This is a genomic window from Bacillus cereus group sp. MG9 (genome assembly GCF_040459995.1).
GTDB classification, from domain to species: Bacteria; Bacillota; Bacilli; order Bacillales; family Bacillaceae_G; genus Bacillus_A; species Bacillus_A mycoides.
In genome coordinates this window covers 403,934-420,914 of the sequence record NZ_JARVHC010000001.1, presented here as the reverse complement: position 1 = coordinate 420,914, position 16,981 = coordinate 403,934, and the positions used below count along the sequence as shown (strand labels likewise).

The following is a 16,981-nucleotide window of genomic DNA, read 5'->3' as shown; positions in this document are numbered from 1 at the left end:
ATTTCAGAAAGGAGATATAAATTGAAACAAACAAAATTAACTGGTCGTATCGTCGTTCCCTCGGATCCTGGGTATGACATAGCCCGAATAAATTTAAATTTAAGCATTCCAAAATTTCCTTGTATTATTGTTTTTTGTCAAAATAAAAATGATGTGTGTAACGCCTTAAAATGGGCACGTGAGCGTCATATACCATTTCGCTTAAGAAGTGGACGACATAGCTACGAAAATTTCTCTCTTTTAAATGGCGGGCTTATTATTGATGTGAGTGAAATGAAGCAAATTACGGTTAGTACAGGAAAATTAACAGCAACAATTGAAGCGGGTGCAAATCTTGGCACTGTGTACAAAAAACTTTGGAAATATGGTGTTACAATACCAGCTGGCACAAGTGCAAGTGTCGGAATTGTGGGGTTAACACTCGGCGGTGGCATTGGCATGCTTTCACGCTTATTTGGACTAACATGTGATCAATTAGTAGAAGTCGAAATGGTACAAGCGTGCGGGAAATTTGGTGCAAAAATCATTCGTGCAAATGAACAAGAAAACCCTAACCTATTTTGGGCATGCCGTGGCGGTGGCGGTGGAAATTTCGGGATTATTACTTCCTTAACCTTTCGAGTCCACCCTATTAAAAACGTATCAATTTTCTCACTTACATGGGAATGGAAAGACTTTATTGCTGCATTTCAAGCTTGGCAAAACTGGGCACCTTATATAGATGAACGTCTCACTTCATCAATTGAATTATTCTCTAAACAACGAAATAAAATCGAGGTGAAAGGTGAATTTGTCGGCTCTCCTTCTGAACTCTATCATCTATTATCTCCTCTTCTTGAAACTGGTAATCCTTCTCTCTTTATAGATGAAGTCCCGTATATAAAGGCTGTTCAATTCTTTAATAGCGGCAATATTCCTGAAAAATTCAAACGCTCTGGTTCCTACGTATATAAACCTATCCCTCTTAAAGGTATTCAAATCTTACAATATTTTCTTTCTCATGCACCAAATAAAGATGCGAGTATTTGGCACCAATCACTCGTAGGTGCTGTAGAAAACATTTCGCCTAATGAAACAGCTTATTTCCACCGCAAGGCAATTATTGCTCAAGAATATATTACTTCTTGGAAATGCAACGATGAAGAAAATCGAAATATACGCTGGGTTAAAGATTTACGGGAAAGCTTAGATCCTTACACATTAGGAGACTATGTCAATTGGCCCGATATCGACATAAAAAATTGGCAAACTAGTTATTATGGCTCTAATTTTCAAAGGTTGCATAAAGTGAAGACAGCGTATGACCCTTGTAATGTTTTTCGTTTTCAACAAAGTATCCCACCCTTTCATACGTAAAAAAGGGGATAAAATAAAAAACCATCCAATATGCCGTTACCTCACAGCATGTTGGATGATTCAAGTTGATTTTCTATATCTTTTCAAATTATTGCTCCTACTCATAAACTTTCAATTACGGATTAATTGTATTTCTCATCATTTTTATGCAATGAATGTAATTTAATATTTGGTACTTTATCTTTTTCAATACCGCTATTATAAGCAACAGGAATTTGAAATTCGAATTGTTTTGTCTCATGTTTTTGTAAATAGACTGGTTTCGGTACTGGATAACCTTTTGAATTCTCGTTTGCATTATCATATAAAACAACTTTTAATGCCTGTGAATGATTACGATAATTTTTTAAAGTCACAATGCATTTTTGTTCGATACCCTCTCCATTTTTCTCCATTCTACACTGGCTATCTTCTTTTTTATATTCTATCGCCTCTACCCCTGTTTTTCCTGCGTAGTACCATGTTTTATTCAATGTATGGAGAATGTTATTTAAAATAAACGGCATCATTAAAATCAAAATACTAATGCCTACTACTTTTATCTTATTCATTGTTCTAAATGTACTAGATTTCTTTTTTACTAGCCATTTTACAAATAATATAAATGCGATTATATGTAGTACGAAAGAAACAATTAATATATTTGAAACTTTATAACCCATATAAATATATGTATATACCGGAACCTTATAGAAATTGAATAGTTTTTCCCCAATTAATTCATTATCGTTTGGAATTTTTAATAATAACAAAACCCCTATACTGTAACAAATAGCTACTAATCGATCATACTCAATTCGAACCATTCCTTCTCCCCTTCCTTTTGCTTTTTTATTATCGATTTTAGCTATTATTACCATAATATACAATCATTTTATAGAGGATAACGTAAAAAAGTTCCTTATAAATATATAAAGAACCTTATTAATATACAATATGAATTAGAAAATCAATATGCAATTTTCACATAGAGATCTCCTCAAAATATGTTGGATTATGTATTGTAATTTTTTTATCCAGAATTGTAACAATACTATCGTTTTTTAATTGTTTTAATACGCCGCTAACCGTCTCTCGGGACGTCCCAGATATTTTTGATATTTCAATTGTTGTAAGTGGGCATGAAATTACAATCGTTTCGCCACTCTGTTCTCCTAAATCTTGCATTAAATAATTTAATGTTTGAATGACTCGATCTTGTGCATTAGGAATTGTAATATTTTGCACTCGATTTTCGTTTAGTTTTAATATTGATGATAATTGCTGAACAACGTACATTAATTGCGTCCTACTAGATTTCACCATATCTTCGAAAATTACTGTCGGAATATAATATACCTCTACATCTGTCATCGCTTCTGCCGTATAGTTATATCCTCTGTCTGTAAACATACCACCATAAGGAAAAATAGAATACCGCTTTACATAGTCATCATATAATAAATTTCCACTTTGATTTACCCGCTCTAACTTTACAAAACCATCTAACATGAAGTAAATTCTTTCTCTTGAATCCCCTTCTAAAAATAAAAATTGACCCTTTTTATAAGTTCGCCAATAGACAAACTCCGCCAAACCTTTCAATTTCTTTTCTGTTAAATGAGCAAATAATTCAAATTGTTTTAAGTCTTTAACTACGTTCCGTCTATTCATAAAATTCCCTCTCTCTTGCTGTATGTTGGAGCGAAAAATCAAGAAAGCGTATTCAAATTAAATTTTATCATAATTAACTTATATGTTAAGATTTCATCATGAAAACTTTATGAACAATGAGTACAAAAAATATTAATAAATAAAAAGAATGAAGTTACTAACTTCATTCTTTTTTTACTAATAAATAGCGCACACAATTATTTAAACATACATGCATACATTCTGTTTAGAAATAATAGTACCAGCTTTTTCTTCTAGTGCTTCATATACTTTTTCTAAAGACGTAATAATTGTTTTTCTTTTTGGATTTGTATTAACAAAATTAATAGCAGCTTCAATTTTTGGAAGCATACTTCCCGCAGCAAATTGTTTTTCCTCAATGTATTCTTCTAATTGATTCACTGTGACATGCTCTAATTTCTTTTGATTCAGTTGATTATAATTTACATACACATGATCAACTGCAGTTAAAATTACGAGCGTATCAGCATCTACTAATTCAGCTAATTTCTGCGCAGCGAAATCTTTATCGATAACCGCTTCAGTTCCTTTTAACCCTTCTTCGGAATCAATTACTGGAATTCCACCACCACCAACAGCTATCACTATATTTCCATCCTCAACTAAAGAATTAATTACTTTATGCTCATGAATACTTACAGGCTTCGGTGATGGAACAACACGTCTCCACCCTCTGCCAGCATCCTCTTTAAACACTGCTTTTGTTTCTTCCATTAATCTTCTTGCTTCTTCTTCCGTATAAAAAGGACCAATTGGTTTAGTTGGATTTTTAAATGCCTCATCTTTTTCATCCACGACAACGCGTGTTATAACCGTTGCTACGTCTTTTTTTATATTCCGTTTTTTCAATGCCTTTTCAATCGCATTTTCCATCCAATATCCAATCATCCCTTGGCTCATTGCACCACAAGTATCTAATGGCATTGCAGGTGTCTTTTCCGTTTCTGCAGCTTTTTGCTGTAATAAAATATTCCCCACTTGCGGGCCATTTCCGTGCGCAATTACTATATCTACATCATTTTCCATTATTTTCACAAGTTGTTCCGCTGTTTTTTCTAATGCTTCTTGCTGTGCCCCTGCAGTAGCTTTTCCAGACTGTATCGCATTTCCCCCTAGTGCAACTACAATTTTTCTTCGTGCCATATTTCAGCCCTCCAGTTAATTTCGCTTTCACAGCGCTTTATAAAGTAATACTGCCTGTAATTAATCCATAAATCGCAAAGAATGCTAAAGCACCAATTGCTACCGATGATGCTAATTCCACTCGAGTAAATATTTGCTTCGAACTCTTTTGCTTTTGAACATTGTAAAAAATAAAAATACCTGGCGCATATAAGGTCATTGTTAATAATAAATACTCTAAACCAGCTGCATAAACTAACCACACACCATAAATACTTGCTATCAAACCAATTATTATATTTTTATTTCGATCCACTTCTTCAGACTTTAAGCTATGCTTCAGTTGATAAAATGCTGAAAAAGCATATGGGATTAAAATAGCTGAAGATGCTAAAGAGAATGCAAAGTTATACGCCTGATCGGAAACGACGAATGTTAATAAGAACATTTGAATTAAGCCATTTGTTATCCATAATGAATTTATTGGAGCCTTATTTTTATTTTCTTTTGCAAACCATTTTGGAAATACTCCGTCTTTAGCCGCCAAATATGGAATTTCAGATGCGAGTAAAGTCCAGCCTAACCAAGCACCTAATACAGAGATGACTAAACCTAAATTAATAAAGATAGCCCCCCATTTTCCAACAACACTTTCAAATAAATAAGCCATAGACGGATTTTTCAAATTAGCAATATCTGCTTGCTGCATAAGTCCAAGAGACAGTAATGTAATTAAAATGTAAATGATGAGTGTACCGATTAAGCCAATAACCGTTGCTTTCCCTACATCACTTCTATTTTTTGCTCGACTAGATAAAACAACAGCCCCTTCTACCCCAATAAACACCCATAAAGTTACAAGCATTGTACTTTTAACTTGGCTGCCAACCGCTCCCCATGAAAAAGAACCAGTTTGTCCCCAAAATCCATCTAGAAACGTATCAATATGAAACGCGAAGATTCCTATAACAATAAATACAAATACAGGTACTAATTTTGCGATTGTAGTTACTAAATTCACAAGTGCTGCTGATTGAACTCCACGTAAAATTAACATGTGAACACACCATAATAATACGCTTGCACCAATAATGGATGCTACATTTTGACCGCCTTCAAAGATTGGGAAGAAATACCCTAATGAAGAAAACAATAATGTACCGTAAGCTACATTACCAAGCCAGGCAGATAGCCAATATCCCCACGCACTATTAAATCCCATGAAATTACCAAATCCTGCTTTTGCATAGCTAAAAATACCGCCATCTAAATCTGGCCGTTTTACAGTTAGATTTTGAAAAGATAATCCAAGCGCAATCATCCCAATTCCTGTTATAACCCAACCAATAATAATGGCTCCAGCACCAGCACCTTTTGCCATATCACTTGCTAAATTAAATGCTCCACCGCCAATCATAGACCCCACTACAAGCGCCGTTAATGTAAACAACCCTAATTTCTTATCTTCATCCATTCCACTCACCTCTCTTTAATTGCAATAACAATACGAAAGCCATAGTGAATGATAGTGTCTAAAGGAGGAGAAAGAAGAAAGGAAGACTCCCTTTCTTCTTACTCCATATTTCCTAAAGTAGCTGCCATAACCGCTTTAATTGTATGCATTCTATTTTCAGCCTGATCAAATACTTTTGAATGTTTACTGCGGAATACTTCGTCAGTTACCTCCATTTCCCTCAACCCATATTTCTCATAAACTTCCTCACCATACATCGTTTCAACATCATGGAATGCGGGTAAACAATGTAAGAAAATCACATTTTCATTTCCTGTTTCTTTAATCATTTTCATATTTACTTGATAAGGTTTCAATAACTCGACACGTTCAGCAAATTTTTCTTCCTCACCCATAGACACCCATACATCTGTATAAATTACATCTGCATTCGCAACAGCTTCTTCCACATTACTTGTTATCATTACCTGTTCATTATATTTTTTTGCTAAATCAATTACTTCTTGCTCTGGCCATAAAGATTCCGGTGTACAAATACGTACATCCATTCCAACGATCGCTCCACCAACTAGTAAGCTATTAGCAACATTATTTCGTCCATCTCCAACGTAAACGAGCTTCACATTTTCTAATTTCCCTACATGTTCTCTAATTGTTAATAAATCTGCAAGTGTTTGTGTTGGATGCCACATATCTGTTAATCCATTCCAAACCGGCACACCAGAATTTTGTGCTAAAGATTCTACAGTTTCATGATTAAATCCACGAAACTCAATTCCGTCAAACATGCGTCCTAACACTTTTGCTGTATCCTCTACGGATTCTTTTTTCCCAAGCTGAATATCACCTTTCCCTAAATATTCAGGGTTCGCCCCCAAATCCGTACACGCTACTGTAAATGCACATCGCGTACGAGTAGAGGTTTTTTCAAATAATAGCGCTACATTTTTACCTTCTAAATAATGATGTGGGACACCGTTTTTCTTTTTCTCTTTTAATTCTGCTGCTAAATCTAGAAAATATAATAATTCTTCTTGTGTAAAATCTTTTTCAGCTAGAAAACTTCTTCCTTTTAAATTTGGTCTAGTCATTAACATACTTCATCCCTACTTTCTCCGTTATTTATACTAAATATCTTTACGAACAATTGGCATACTCATGCAACGTGGACCCCCACGACCACGAGATAATTCCGAACTTAGCACCTCAATGACTTCTATACCATGCTCCCTTAATAAAGTATTGGATACATAGTTGCGATCATATGTAACAACTACACCTGGCGCAATTGCTAATGTATTAGAACCGTCATTCCATTGTTCACGGGCGGAAGCAATTGCATCTCCTCCTCCACAAGGAATAAGAACTAATTCACTTAAACCTAATACCCCTTTTAATGCTTCCATTAAAGAAGTACGATGTGTAATTTTAAGATTTTCCGCATCTGGACCTTTTTCTAAAATATAAATATTCATATTTCCTTTTGGCCCTTGAATGGCTGGGTGAATTGTAAACTTGTCATAATCAACCATTGTAAACACTGTATCTAAATGCATAAATGCTCGGCATTTTGGAATTTCTATTGCTAACACTTTCTTAATTTTATTTTGTCGGCTAAAAAGATTTTTAGCTAAACGTTCAATTGCTTTAGCTGACGTACGGGCAGATACTCCAATTGCAATTGTTTCTTCATTTAAAATTAGCTCATCGCCACCTTCAATCGGAAACTTATAATCACGATCTAGCCAAATTGGCACATTGTGATTTGCAAATCTTGGATGATATTTAATGATGTACTCCATGAATAATGATTCACGTCTACGCGCCGGTTCTCTCATCTTATTTATCGTTAAACCATCGCCCACGCTAGCTGCTGGATCACGAGTAAAATATAAATTAGGCATTGGGTCTAAGTAAAACGGATAATGATCTTCCATTAATTCGTATAAATGTGTCTTCTTACTTGTTTCAATTTCGTTTTTCCGTACACCACCCATAATTTTTTGAACCAATTCTTCATTTGAAAAGGAAAGTAAATATTCTTTTAAAGTTTGATGTGCAACATTTACGTCAGCCTGTCCTTCTTCTAAAATACGATCAACAAATTCTTCTCGAAGTTTTTTATCTACTAATGCCTCAGCAGCTAGTTTTTCTAAATAAAGAACTTCAACACCCCGATTGCGTAATGTTTGTGCAAAATAATCATGCTCTTTTTGAATAATTGGTAAGTATGGAATATCGTCAAATAATAATTGTTGCAAATAATCTGGCGTTAAGTTTTCCACTTCTTTACCAGGTCGTTTTAATAAAACTGTTTGTAATTCCCCAATTTCTGAAGTAACATGTATCGGATGCTTCATTTGTTGTACCTCCTTTTAAATATGTTTGATGTCTTACAAGTACATAATAAATGCTACGCGCTTTCATTTTTGTGAAAACATCCACATTATCATTGTGAAATATTAAACAAGTTATTTTTTTAAAATCATATAAATTTGTATTTTTATAACATTCCATCCCGCTTTTTCAATAAAAAAATACATATATTACGCATATATGCTGAATATTTAACTTCCGTATTTTTAAAAAAATCCTGTTTTTAATTTTTATTAAAAACAGGATTTTGCATCTAAATAATTAAATTTAACCTTTCTTCTAAAATCTCCCTATCTGATTTCGACTGAGAAATTATAAGGCATGTATCATTTCCACATATACATCCTATTTTTTCTTTCCAATCTAACTCATCAAACAAAGCACCAATAACATGTGCATTACCGGGTAATGTTTTAATAACCATTAATTGATCTACACAATCAATTTTTACAACAACCTCTCGTAATTTTTTCTTTAACTTTATATCAGTTTGTAAATGCTCTTCTGAGAAAAATTTATATATCATTAATCCTTCTTGAGAAGGTACCTTCGTTAAGTTTAACTCACGAATATCTCGAGAAACTGTAGCTTGTGTTACTAATACATCTTTTTTTGCTAACAATTCTACTAATCTTTCTTGCTTCTCTATTTCATACTCCTTTACAAATTGTTTAATTAATCGTTGTCTTTTTTCTTTTTTCATAAAAGACACCCCTTTTAATATTATAGCTCGCTATAATTTTCATCCGAAAGGGACAGAAAAGAATGTTGCGGAAACGTTCATAGTTTATACTTTTTAACTGTAGATATTAAATCTAGCTAAAAAAAGAGAAGAACAGCATTCTGTTCTTCTCTTTTACATTGAAAATCGTTCAATCGTTTGTTTCAAATCCGCTGATTGCTTCTCTAAGTCTTTTAATAATTGATCGATTGCTATCATATTTTTAGACTGTTGCAATGTCACACGTGCCACTTCTTGTGAACCAGCTGACGTTTCTTCCGCAATTGCTGCTACAGCCTTTGTTTGTGCTCCTGTTTGATGAATATGACTCACTTGTTCATTCATATAACTACTAATTTGCTTAGTTGTATCGGCTACTTCCATAACACTTGATGACATTTCTTTTAAAATTAATTCTGTAGCTTCTCCGCGTTTCGCCTCTTCTTTAGCTGTCTTCACCTGCTCTGTCATTTTCAATGCGACTTGCTGTACTTCATCTTGCATATTACGTAATAACTGCGATATGTTTCTTGCGGAATGATCACTTTCATCAGCAAGTTTACGTACTTCTTCTGCTACAACCGCAAAGCCCCTTCCATGCTCTCCTGCACGAGCTGCCTCAATAGAAGCGTTGAGTGCTAATAAATTTGTTTGGCTAGCAATCTCACTCACAACAGAAACAATATGTTCAACTTGTTTCATTCGTTCTTCTAACTTCTGTACATTTTGCATCGAATCTTCATTCTCTTTTGCCAATGTTTGAATGCCTTGAATTAAAGAAGTAAAGACACGTGTACTTTGTCCTAAAGCTTGAACCATTTCTAAAGACAACTCGTCGGACTGTTTTGCTTTTTCTTTTACTTCACTCGCAATAGAGGTTGTTGTATCGACAGTTGAAACAATCGCCTGAATGGAAGCTGCTGATTGCTCGGCGCCAGAAGAAATCTCTGCAAGAGTTTCAGACACACCGCGTGCTTGCTTTGTCGCTTCCCATGTTTGTCTTCTAATTTGCTGAACTTGATTATTTGTATACGAAAATGTAGTATCGATATTTTTTACCATGCCCCTTAAGTTCCCTAGCATCATATTAAATGCAACACTTAAAGATTTAATCTCATCATCGGTCTTTGGCAATGGGACATCTTCACGAATATCACCTTCAGCCGCTTTCCTTGCTGCTTCTTCCAACTTTCGAAGTGGTTTAATTAAAAATATCGCTGCCCCATACGCTAAAATTCCAGACCATACTACACCTAATAACATAACGATAATATTATAAACAGTTTGACTTACATAACTTTGAAAATAATCATATATAACGTAAATGAAAATTAAACTTGTTGAATATGTAATTAAAGCTAAAACTGTAGTGAATAGCATAAGTTGTGTACGTAAGCCAAAAGAAAATGTTTTTCTTTCTTTTCCCATCTCTTCTTTCCCCCTTCTTATAAGCAATATAAGTACTACCTATATATTATTATCCATATTTTCGTTATAGAAAGATATAGGGATTTTAAAAACCATTATTTCTTTGAATATCAAATTATACGAAAAAAATAAAGGATTCTGACAATTTATGACTAATAACAGAAATAAGGGGAAACATTTGTAAAATATATTTTTGACTGGGGGTTTTGTATGATTCAAGTTCGAAATCTAGTAAAATCATTCGGCTCGCTTGATGTTTTAAAAGGAATTGATTTAGAAGTAAAAGAAAAAGAAGTTGTTGTTTTAATTGGTGCCAGTGGTTCCGGTAAAAGTACATTACTTCGCTGTCTTAACTTTTTAGAAATGTACGATGAAGGTGAAATTCACTTACAAGGTGAACGAATTGATCCAAAGCATTCAAATTTAAACAAAGTCCGTGAAAATGTCGGTATGGTTTTTCAACACTTTAACCTCTTTCCTCATATGACCTCACTAGAAAACATCATAGAAGCACCTATTCATGTAAAAAAATTAGAAACAGTAAATGCAAAGGATATCGGAAATCAGCTTTTGCAAAAAGTCGGCCTACAAGATAAAGCGGATGTAACTCCTCACCTACTTTCAGGTGGTCAAAAACAACGCGTTGCGATTGCACGAGCTCTTGCTATGAATCCTAAAATTATGCTATTTGATGAACCTACCTCAGCCTTAGACCCTGAACTTGTTGGAGAAGTATTGCAAGTTATGAAAGAACTTGCTGAAGAAGGAATGACCATGATTATTGTTACTCATGAAATGAATTTCGCAAGAGATGTAGCTGATCGCGTCATATTTATGGATGACGGAAAGATTGTAGAGGACGCTCCGCCAGCACAATTCTTTTCAGCTCCATCACATGAACGAGCAAAACAATTTTTACGTAACGTTTTATAATGTAACTTCTGTTTCAAATGGAAAGAAATACATCCATACGGTGCACAACTAATTGTCCAAATAAAATATCTCAGTAACATACTTAAAACCATCCGTATGATCAATATATAGGAGGGGTTTTATGAAAAGAAAACTATTAACCATTGTTGCGAGTATTACATTATGTACATCCTTCATACTAGGAGCCTGTAGTAAGGAAAGTGCTACTACTTCTTCAAATGGTGAAAAAGAATTTCGTTATGCGATGAGTGGCTTATATAAACCTTTTAACTATAAAGAAAATGACGGAAAGCTTGCCGGTTTTGATGTGGAAATTGGTGAGGCACTTGCGAAAAAAATGAATATGAAACCCACTCCTATTACAAATCCATGGGAAACGCTAATTCAAGGTCTACAATCGAAAAAATATGATGCTATATTGGGCAGTATGGCAATTACAGAAGAACGCTTAAAAGCTGTTAGTTTCTCCAATCCTTATTATCGTTCTGGTGCCCAAATTTTTGTGGCTAAAAAGAATACATCTATCTCTTCTCCAGAAGATTTGAAAGGTAAGAAAATTGGTGTTGTAAAAGCTAGTACCTTTAAAGACCTTGTTGCAAAACATACAGATCAAATCACAGAATATGATAGCGATATTACTGCACTTATGGACTTAGAGCCTGGACGTATTGATGCAGTAATCACTGATCAAATGGTCGGTTTACGTATGATCAAAGAAGGTAAATCAAATATAAAAGAAGCTGGAAAACCATTAAATCTTGATGAAATGGGAATTGCTATTCGTAAAGATGATAAAGAAATGGTTGAGAAAGTAAATAAAGCTTTAGATGAAATCATTAAAGATGGTACGTATGAAAAGATCAGTAAAAAATGGTTTGGGCGTAATATTCTCGGTGAAGAGGAAAAAACGAAGTAAATTAGCTAGTCAAATGTTTCATACATTATGCCCCACTTTGTATGTGGGGCACTTCATTCACTACTAAAATCCATACAATATGAGGTGACACATATGTTTGAAATTTTTATCTCTACCTATCCCACACTCTTAAAGGCTACTATTGTCACATTACAATTAACATTAACATCCCTATTACTCGGTTCACTAATTGGATTACTAGTCGCTTTCTTTCGAATCTCTAACAATAAGGTTTTAAATAGTATTGCTCATGTATATATCGCCATTATTCGTGGTACACCTTTAATTGTTCAAATTGCCATTCTCTATTTCGGTATTACATCGATTATTGTCTTCACTCCTTTTTGGGCAGGAGCAATTGCTTTAGCAATCCATAACGGTGCATATATTACTGAAATTTTCCGCGGATCCATTCAGTCCGTTGACCGTGGACAATTGGAAGCTGCTCGCTCTTTAGGTATGCCTTACCCTTTAGCTATGCGCCGAATTATATTACCACAAGCATTTCGTCTGTCTCTTCCCCCTCTAGGGAACCAATTTATTATTGGATTAAAAGATTCTTCTCTTGTTGCTTACGTAGGATTGTCCGAATTATGGGGATCAGGTTTATCAATTGCTGCAAGTAACTTCCAACAATTAGATACATATATAATTGTTGGTTTATATTACCTCGTACTTGTTCTTCTATTTACTTATTTTGTTAATCTTTTAGAAAAACGACTTCAACGAAAAGAAAATAACTCTGTCCAGGTCAAGACGAAGAACAAGAAAGAAGTCTCTTTATAACAAAAAGCAAGCTCTAAGAGAGCTTGCTTTTTCATCGTAAAATATGTCTATTATTGATTTACTTTTTTTATAGTCTCTTTTTCCTCTATATGTTCCTCACGATATGAAATATTATGAGGATCCAATCCATTTCCTAAAGAACCATAGAAATGCTCCCTATGCGGATCAACTAATTCACTTCCGTGATAATACACACGTGGTGTATTCCAAAGTGCTGCCAAAGCTTTTGTCATCGGCATTTCGTGATAGCGTTCCGGCCACATTTCTTTAATTTTATCTTTTACTAATGGATAGTATTTAGAACTCATAGCAGGAAACAGATGATGTTCTGTATGGTATGAGAAATTGAAATGTAAAACGTCTACCCAGCGCGGTACTGTTACTGATAAACAGTTTGCTAACGGATCATTTACTGGAACAATTGGATTTAAGCGGTGATTTGTTGCGATATACGCCATTACAATAAAGTTAGCAATTAACAACGGAATCACGTATGCAAAGAACCACTTTGTAGGTCCCATAATAAACAATAAACTAATCCAAACTGTCCAGGGCAAAAGAAGTTGAAGCCATACAGATTTTTGATTGGATGACTTAAATTCTTTTATAAAATGAAAGAACATTCGAGTCGAATGTAACGTAAATTGAATTGTTAGTGACAGGAAACTAAAGAATGAACGTACATGAAGAGGCATGCGATATACCCAACTCAAAAACTTACTCTTTTTCAGTTTCTCAAATGTCGGCCATGCATCTGGATCATTCTCTTCATGCTGTGTGTGAACATGATGCGTTGCATTATGCCACTTTCTCCAAAGTTTTGGGCCAGTTGATAATGGCATAAATGCTATCGCACCTAAAAAATCACGAAGCCATGCCTTTCTTACAACTGTTCCATGTAAAATTTCATGTCCTAAAAATCCAAGTGAAGCAAAACATAATCCAAGAACAATTGCAATTCCTAGATTTGCCCACACATTCAATTCAAATACACCGATCGTTATTAAACCAGCCAATGCCACAAGTAAATAAGCCAGTCCACCAAATAATCGATTAGGAACTGGTTTAAATGCTTTTTTCGGCAAATGTGGTGCTACACGTGCTGCATACCACCCAAACGTATGAAGCTCCTTCATCCTTTTGCCCCTTTCTTATGCCGCGCCCCGCGCAACTTGCATATATCAATTCTTGCTTCCAGATTGATTTTACTACGTGATCCAAAAAGCATTTATCATAAGGAAAATATACTCACTCTATCGTCACTTAATTTTCGCTTTTATTATCAATGAAAAACATTTCTCTTTTTACTCTCTATCAACCTTTCCACATGATGAATCATAACAATAGAATTTCTATATTGTCAACAACTTTTATGACCTAGTAATAAAAGTTGGTTATATTTTTATAATTATACTTTATTTCACTAAAGAAAAAGCATAGATTTCATAAGGATTTATCAGGTATATATACATATCCACTTAAACAACATAGACTCTATCTTATTAAAGAACTCTCTATGTAATCAACAAATGGAATCACTTGAATTTAGCTTTATATAAATCCTACTTCTTCATACTGCCCCAATAAAATAATTATATTAAAATATTTTTTCTTTCGTTTGGTAAAAATAGAACGCTACGAAAACAACATACATGAATTCCATATAATATGGAAATATTAAAAGGAAAATTGTTCTAATTTGGAGGTTTTCAAAATGACAGATGACACATTTCCGCAGTTACCATCATCCTATTGGATTGAATCTACTCAATTTCCTACTTTTCCTCATTTATCCGAAAATATAAAGACAGAAGTTGCTGTTATCGGAGCTGGTATTACAGGCATTACCACCGCCTATTTACTCGCTAAAGAAGGAATGAAAGTCGTTTTAATTGATTCTGGTTCTGTTTTAAATGGAACAACTGGGCATACAACCGCAAAAGTAACAGCTCAACATGATCTTATTTATGATGAATTAATAAACAATTTTGGTGTTGAAAAAGCCAGGCTTTACTACGAATCAAATAGTAAAGCTCTACAATTCATAAACGAGACTGTACAAACATATAAAATCGACTGTAATTTCACAAATGAAGATTCGTATTTATATACAACTACCAATAATGGCCTGCGAAATTTAACGAAAGAATATGAAGCCTATCAAAAATTAAATATTCCTTGCGACTATGTTCAATCCCTGTCGATTCCTATTCCCGTACAATCTGCACTTGTGATGAAAAATCAAGCGCAATTCCATCCCCTCCTTTATTTAAAAGTACTTTTAGAAAAGTTTGTGGAGATGGGCGGAAAGGTTTATGAGCAAACAACAGCTATTGATGTGGAAAAAGGAGATTATCCACAAGTAATTTCAAAGGGTGACCATCGTATCACTTGTAAATATATTGTCTCTTGTTCACATTTTCCTTTTTATGATGCTAATAGCTTTTTCTTTACGCGAATGTACGCAGAACGCTCCTATGCTCTCGCAATAAAAGCAAAAACGGATTATCCAGGGGGCATGTATTTAAGTATCGATGATCCAAAACGCTCCATACGTTATACGACAAGCAATGGAGAAAAGTTGATATTGATTGGCGGAGAGAGTCATAAAACAGGACAAGGAATAAATACGATGCTTCATTACGAAGCACTCTATTCTTTTGCTGAAGCAACTTTTGGAGTAAATGAAGTTCCCTATAGATGGTCAGCACAAGATTTAATCACGCTAGATAAGCTTCCTTATATCGGACATATTAACGAAAGGAATCCAAATATATTTGTGGCAACTGGATATCGTAAATGGGGAATGACGACTGGAACTGCAGCAGCTCATTTACTGAAGGACTCCATTCTAAAAGTCCACAGTCCATATAAAGAACTGTTTGCACCATCACGCTTTCATGCAAATCCAGATATAAAAACTTTCCTCTCTCAGAACATTGATGTTGCTAAACACTTAATTGAAGGAAAAATTGAAACCGCATTACGTAAGCCAGAAGATCTTGAAGTTGGCGAAGGATCTGTTGTACATGTCAACGGTAAACGAGCAGGTGCTTATAAAGATAAAGAAGGAAAATTACATATCGTCGATACAACTTGCACACACCTCGGCTGTGAAGTTGAATGGAATAACGGTGATTGTACTTGGGATTGCCCTTGTCACGGTTCCCGTTTTTCAATTGATGGGGATGTTATGGAAGGTCCAGCAGATCAACCATTAAAGCGAGTTGATAACGAATAATTACAGATTCAGCGTGAGTTTTCATTTACTCCCTTTTGTAAGAATAACCGTAACTAGCACCGTTTTCTTTATTCCTAAAACACAAAAAGAGCACAAACTCACTTGTGCTCTTTTTCATATACTTCAAACAACATATTTCGAAATAATGTATTCAAACTCTCAATATCAATCCCTAATCCCTTTTCAATCCCTTTCACGTATTGCTCATAATAATCAATTTGTTCTTCTAAAAATTGATTTAACACCTCAATTTTCAATCCAACATCTAATTCCGTACCTGCTTTTTTCTTTATTAACAACTTTTCAATTTCATCTAATACACTAGGCTCTACTGATAGTTCCATAATTAATCGGTCAAATTCTACTGGGGGCAATGTCCCTTTCTCTTCTAACCATTTACAAGCTAAAATAGGACGTAATACGTAAAAGTACTTTTTCAACTTTACATTTTCACCTTGTAAAAATTCACGATAGTTTTTTGAAGCCATATGTAAGTAATGATATATCGTTGATTTCGGATTAAAATCCTTTTCACTCATTTGCTGAAGCTGTTCTGGAAGGTTCGAGTTTTTCGAATAAAAAATCGGCGATCGAATCCATTCGAGTAACGCTGGATTTGACTTTGCAAACAGTTGCAATGCCTTTTTAATATCCCAACCACTTATGTCTAAATCATCACTAATTGGATATTCGATTACATCACGCTTATCATGAATTGATAAATACCATTCTACTGGATGTATATAAACAAACCTAACATCATAATCGCTATCTTTCGATGGGAATCCCCAAGCACGACTCCCTGATTCCACTGCAAATAAAATTTTCACATCATTCTCTTTTTCAATTCGTTCTAGTTCTAATTCAATTTTCTCTCTCATTTCATACCATCTCCATTTTTTGATTATTTCCCTGGTAATTCGACAAATATACGACTAATTTTACTATATACCA

15 protein-coding genes are annotated in these 16,981 nt (G+C 34.4%); 5 read left to right on the top strand and 10 right to left on the bottom strand.

Features of this window, described 5'->3' with window-relative positions; all coding sequences use genetic code 11:
* Window positions 1-21 precede the first annotated feature (21 nt).
* The gene (locus QCI77_RS02180) at window positions 22-1,356 is read left to right on the top strand and encodes an FAD-binding oxidoreductase (protein WP_353824456.1); all 1,335 of its coding nucleotides are present in this window, start codon (window positions 22-24) and stop codon (window positions 1,354-1,356) included.
* 122 nt (window positions 1,357-1,478) lie between these two features.
* On the opposite strand, the gene QCI77_RS02175 is transcribed toward QCI77_RS02180, so the two are convergent.
* The 8 genes from QCI77_RS02175 to QCI77_RS02140 form a co-directional block, all read right to left on the bottom strand.
* A complete protein-coding gene (locus QCI77_RS02175; RefSeq protein WP_060751225.1) occupies window positions 1,479-2,162 on the bottom strand; it encodes a hypothetical protein in 684 nt (227 codons plus the stop codon).
* A 157-nt stretch (window positions 2,163-2,319) separates the two neighbouring features.
* Window positions 2,320-3,009 (bottom strand): Crp/Fnr family transcriptional regulator, encoded by a 690-nt coding sequence (locus tag QCI77_RS02170; RefSeq protein ID WP_001081901.1) that lies wholly within the window; start codon window positions 3,007-3,009, stop codon window positions 2,320-2,322.
* A gap of 201 nt (window positions 3,010-3,210) precedes the next feature.
* The gene (gene arcC / locus QCI77_RS02165) at window positions 3,211-4,173 is read right to left on the bottom strand and encodes a carbamate kinase (RefSeq protein WP_002139469.1); all 963 of its coding nucleotides are present in this window, start codon (window positions 4,171-4,173) and stop codon (window positions 3,211-3,213) included.
* Between the two features lie 37 nt (window positions 4,174-4,210).
* The gene (gene arcD / locus QCI77_RS02160; RefSeq protein WP_000343045.1) at window positions 4,211-5,626 is read right to left on the bottom strand and encodes an arginine-ornithine antiporter; all 1,416 of its coding nucleotides are present in this window, start codon (window positions 5,624-5,626) and stop codon (window positions 4,211-4,213) included.
* A gap of 98 nt (window positions 5,627-5,724) precedes the next feature.
* Window positions 5,725-6,723, bottom strand: a complete 999-nt coding sequence (gene argF / locus QCI77_RS02155) for an ornithine carbamoyltransferase (RefSeq protein WP_002029543.1) — start codon at window positions 6,721-6,723, stop codon at window positions 5,725-5,727.
* A gap of 30 nt (window positions 6,724-6,753) precedes the next feature.
* On the bottom strand, window positions 6,754-7,986 hold the full coding sequence (gene arcA / locus QCI77_RS02150) for an arginine deiminase (RefSeq protein WP_107887808.1): 1,233 nt from the start codon (window positions 7,984-7,986) through the stop codon (window positions 6,754-6,756).
* A 269-nt stretch (window positions 7,987-8,255) separates the two neighbouring features.
* On the bottom strand, window positions 8,256-8,705 hold the full coding sequence (argR, locus tag QCI77_RS02145) for an arginine repressor (RefSeq protein ID WP_033708744.1): 450 nt from the start codon (window positions 8,703-8,705) through the stop codon (window positions 8,256-8,258).
* A 153-nt stretch (window positions 8,706-8,858) separates the two neighbouring features.
* Window positions 8,859-10,151, bottom strand: a complete 1,293-nt coding sequence (locus tag QCI77_RS02140) for a methyl-accepting chemotaxis protein (protein ID WP_113770343.1) — start codon at window positions 10,149-10,151, stop codon at window positions 8,859-8,861.
* 210 nt (window positions 10,152-10,361) lie between these two features.
* Between QCI77_RS02140 and QCI77_RS02135 the strand changes: the two genes are divergently transcribed.
* From QCI77_RS02135 to QCI77_RS02125, 3 genes are all read left to right on the top strand, one after another.
* Window positions 10,362-11,084, top strand: coding sequence for an amino acid ABC transporter ATP-binding protein (locus QCI77_RS02135; RefSeq protein ID WP_113770342.1), 723 nt, complete (start codon window positions 10,362-10,364; stop codon window positions 11,082-11,084).
* A gap of 121 nt (window positions 11,085-11,205) precedes the next feature.
* On the top strand, window positions 11,206-12,000 hold the full coding sequence (locus QCI77_RS02130; protein WP_002016697.1) for an ABC transporter substrate-binding protein: 795 nt from the start codon (window positions 11,206-11,208) through the stop codon (window positions 11,998-12,000).
* A gap of 93 nt (window positions 12,001-12,093) precedes the next feature.
* Entirely contained in the window at window positions 12,094-12,786 is a 693-nt protein-coding gene (locus QCI77_RS02125; protein WP_113770341.1) for an amino acid ABC transporter permease, read from the top strand.
* Window positions 12,787-12,836: 50 nt separating this feature from the next.
* Here the strand turns inward: QCI77_RS02125 and desB are convergent, their stop codons facing one another.
* Entirely contained in the window at window positions 12,837-13,922 is a 1,086-nt protein-coding gene (desB, locus tag QCI77_RS02120) for a Delta(10) desaturase DesB (RefSeq protein ID WP_002091268.1), read from the bottom strand.
* A 578-nt stretch (window positions 13,923-14,500) separates the two neighbouring features.
* On the opposite strand from desB, the gene QCI77_RS02115 reads away from it, so the two are divergent.
* Window positions 14,501-16,027 (top strand): FAD-dependent oxidoreductase, encoded by a 1,527-nt coding sequence (locus QCI77_RS02115; protein WP_113770340.1) that lies wholly within the window; start codon window positions 14,501-14,503, stop codon window positions 16,025-16,027.
* A 98-nt stretch (window positions 16,028-16,125) separates the two neighbouring features.
* Here QCI77_RS02115 and QCI77_RS02110 read toward each other — a convergent pair whose 3' ends face one another.
* On the bottom strand, window positions 16,126-16,908 hold the full coding sequence (locus QCI77_RS02110) for a nucleotidyltransferase domain-containing protein (RefSeq protein WP_002191799.1): 783 nt from the start codon (window positions 16,906-16,908) through the stop codon (window positions 16,126-16,128).
* Window positions 16,909-16,981 lie beyond the last annotated feature (73 nt).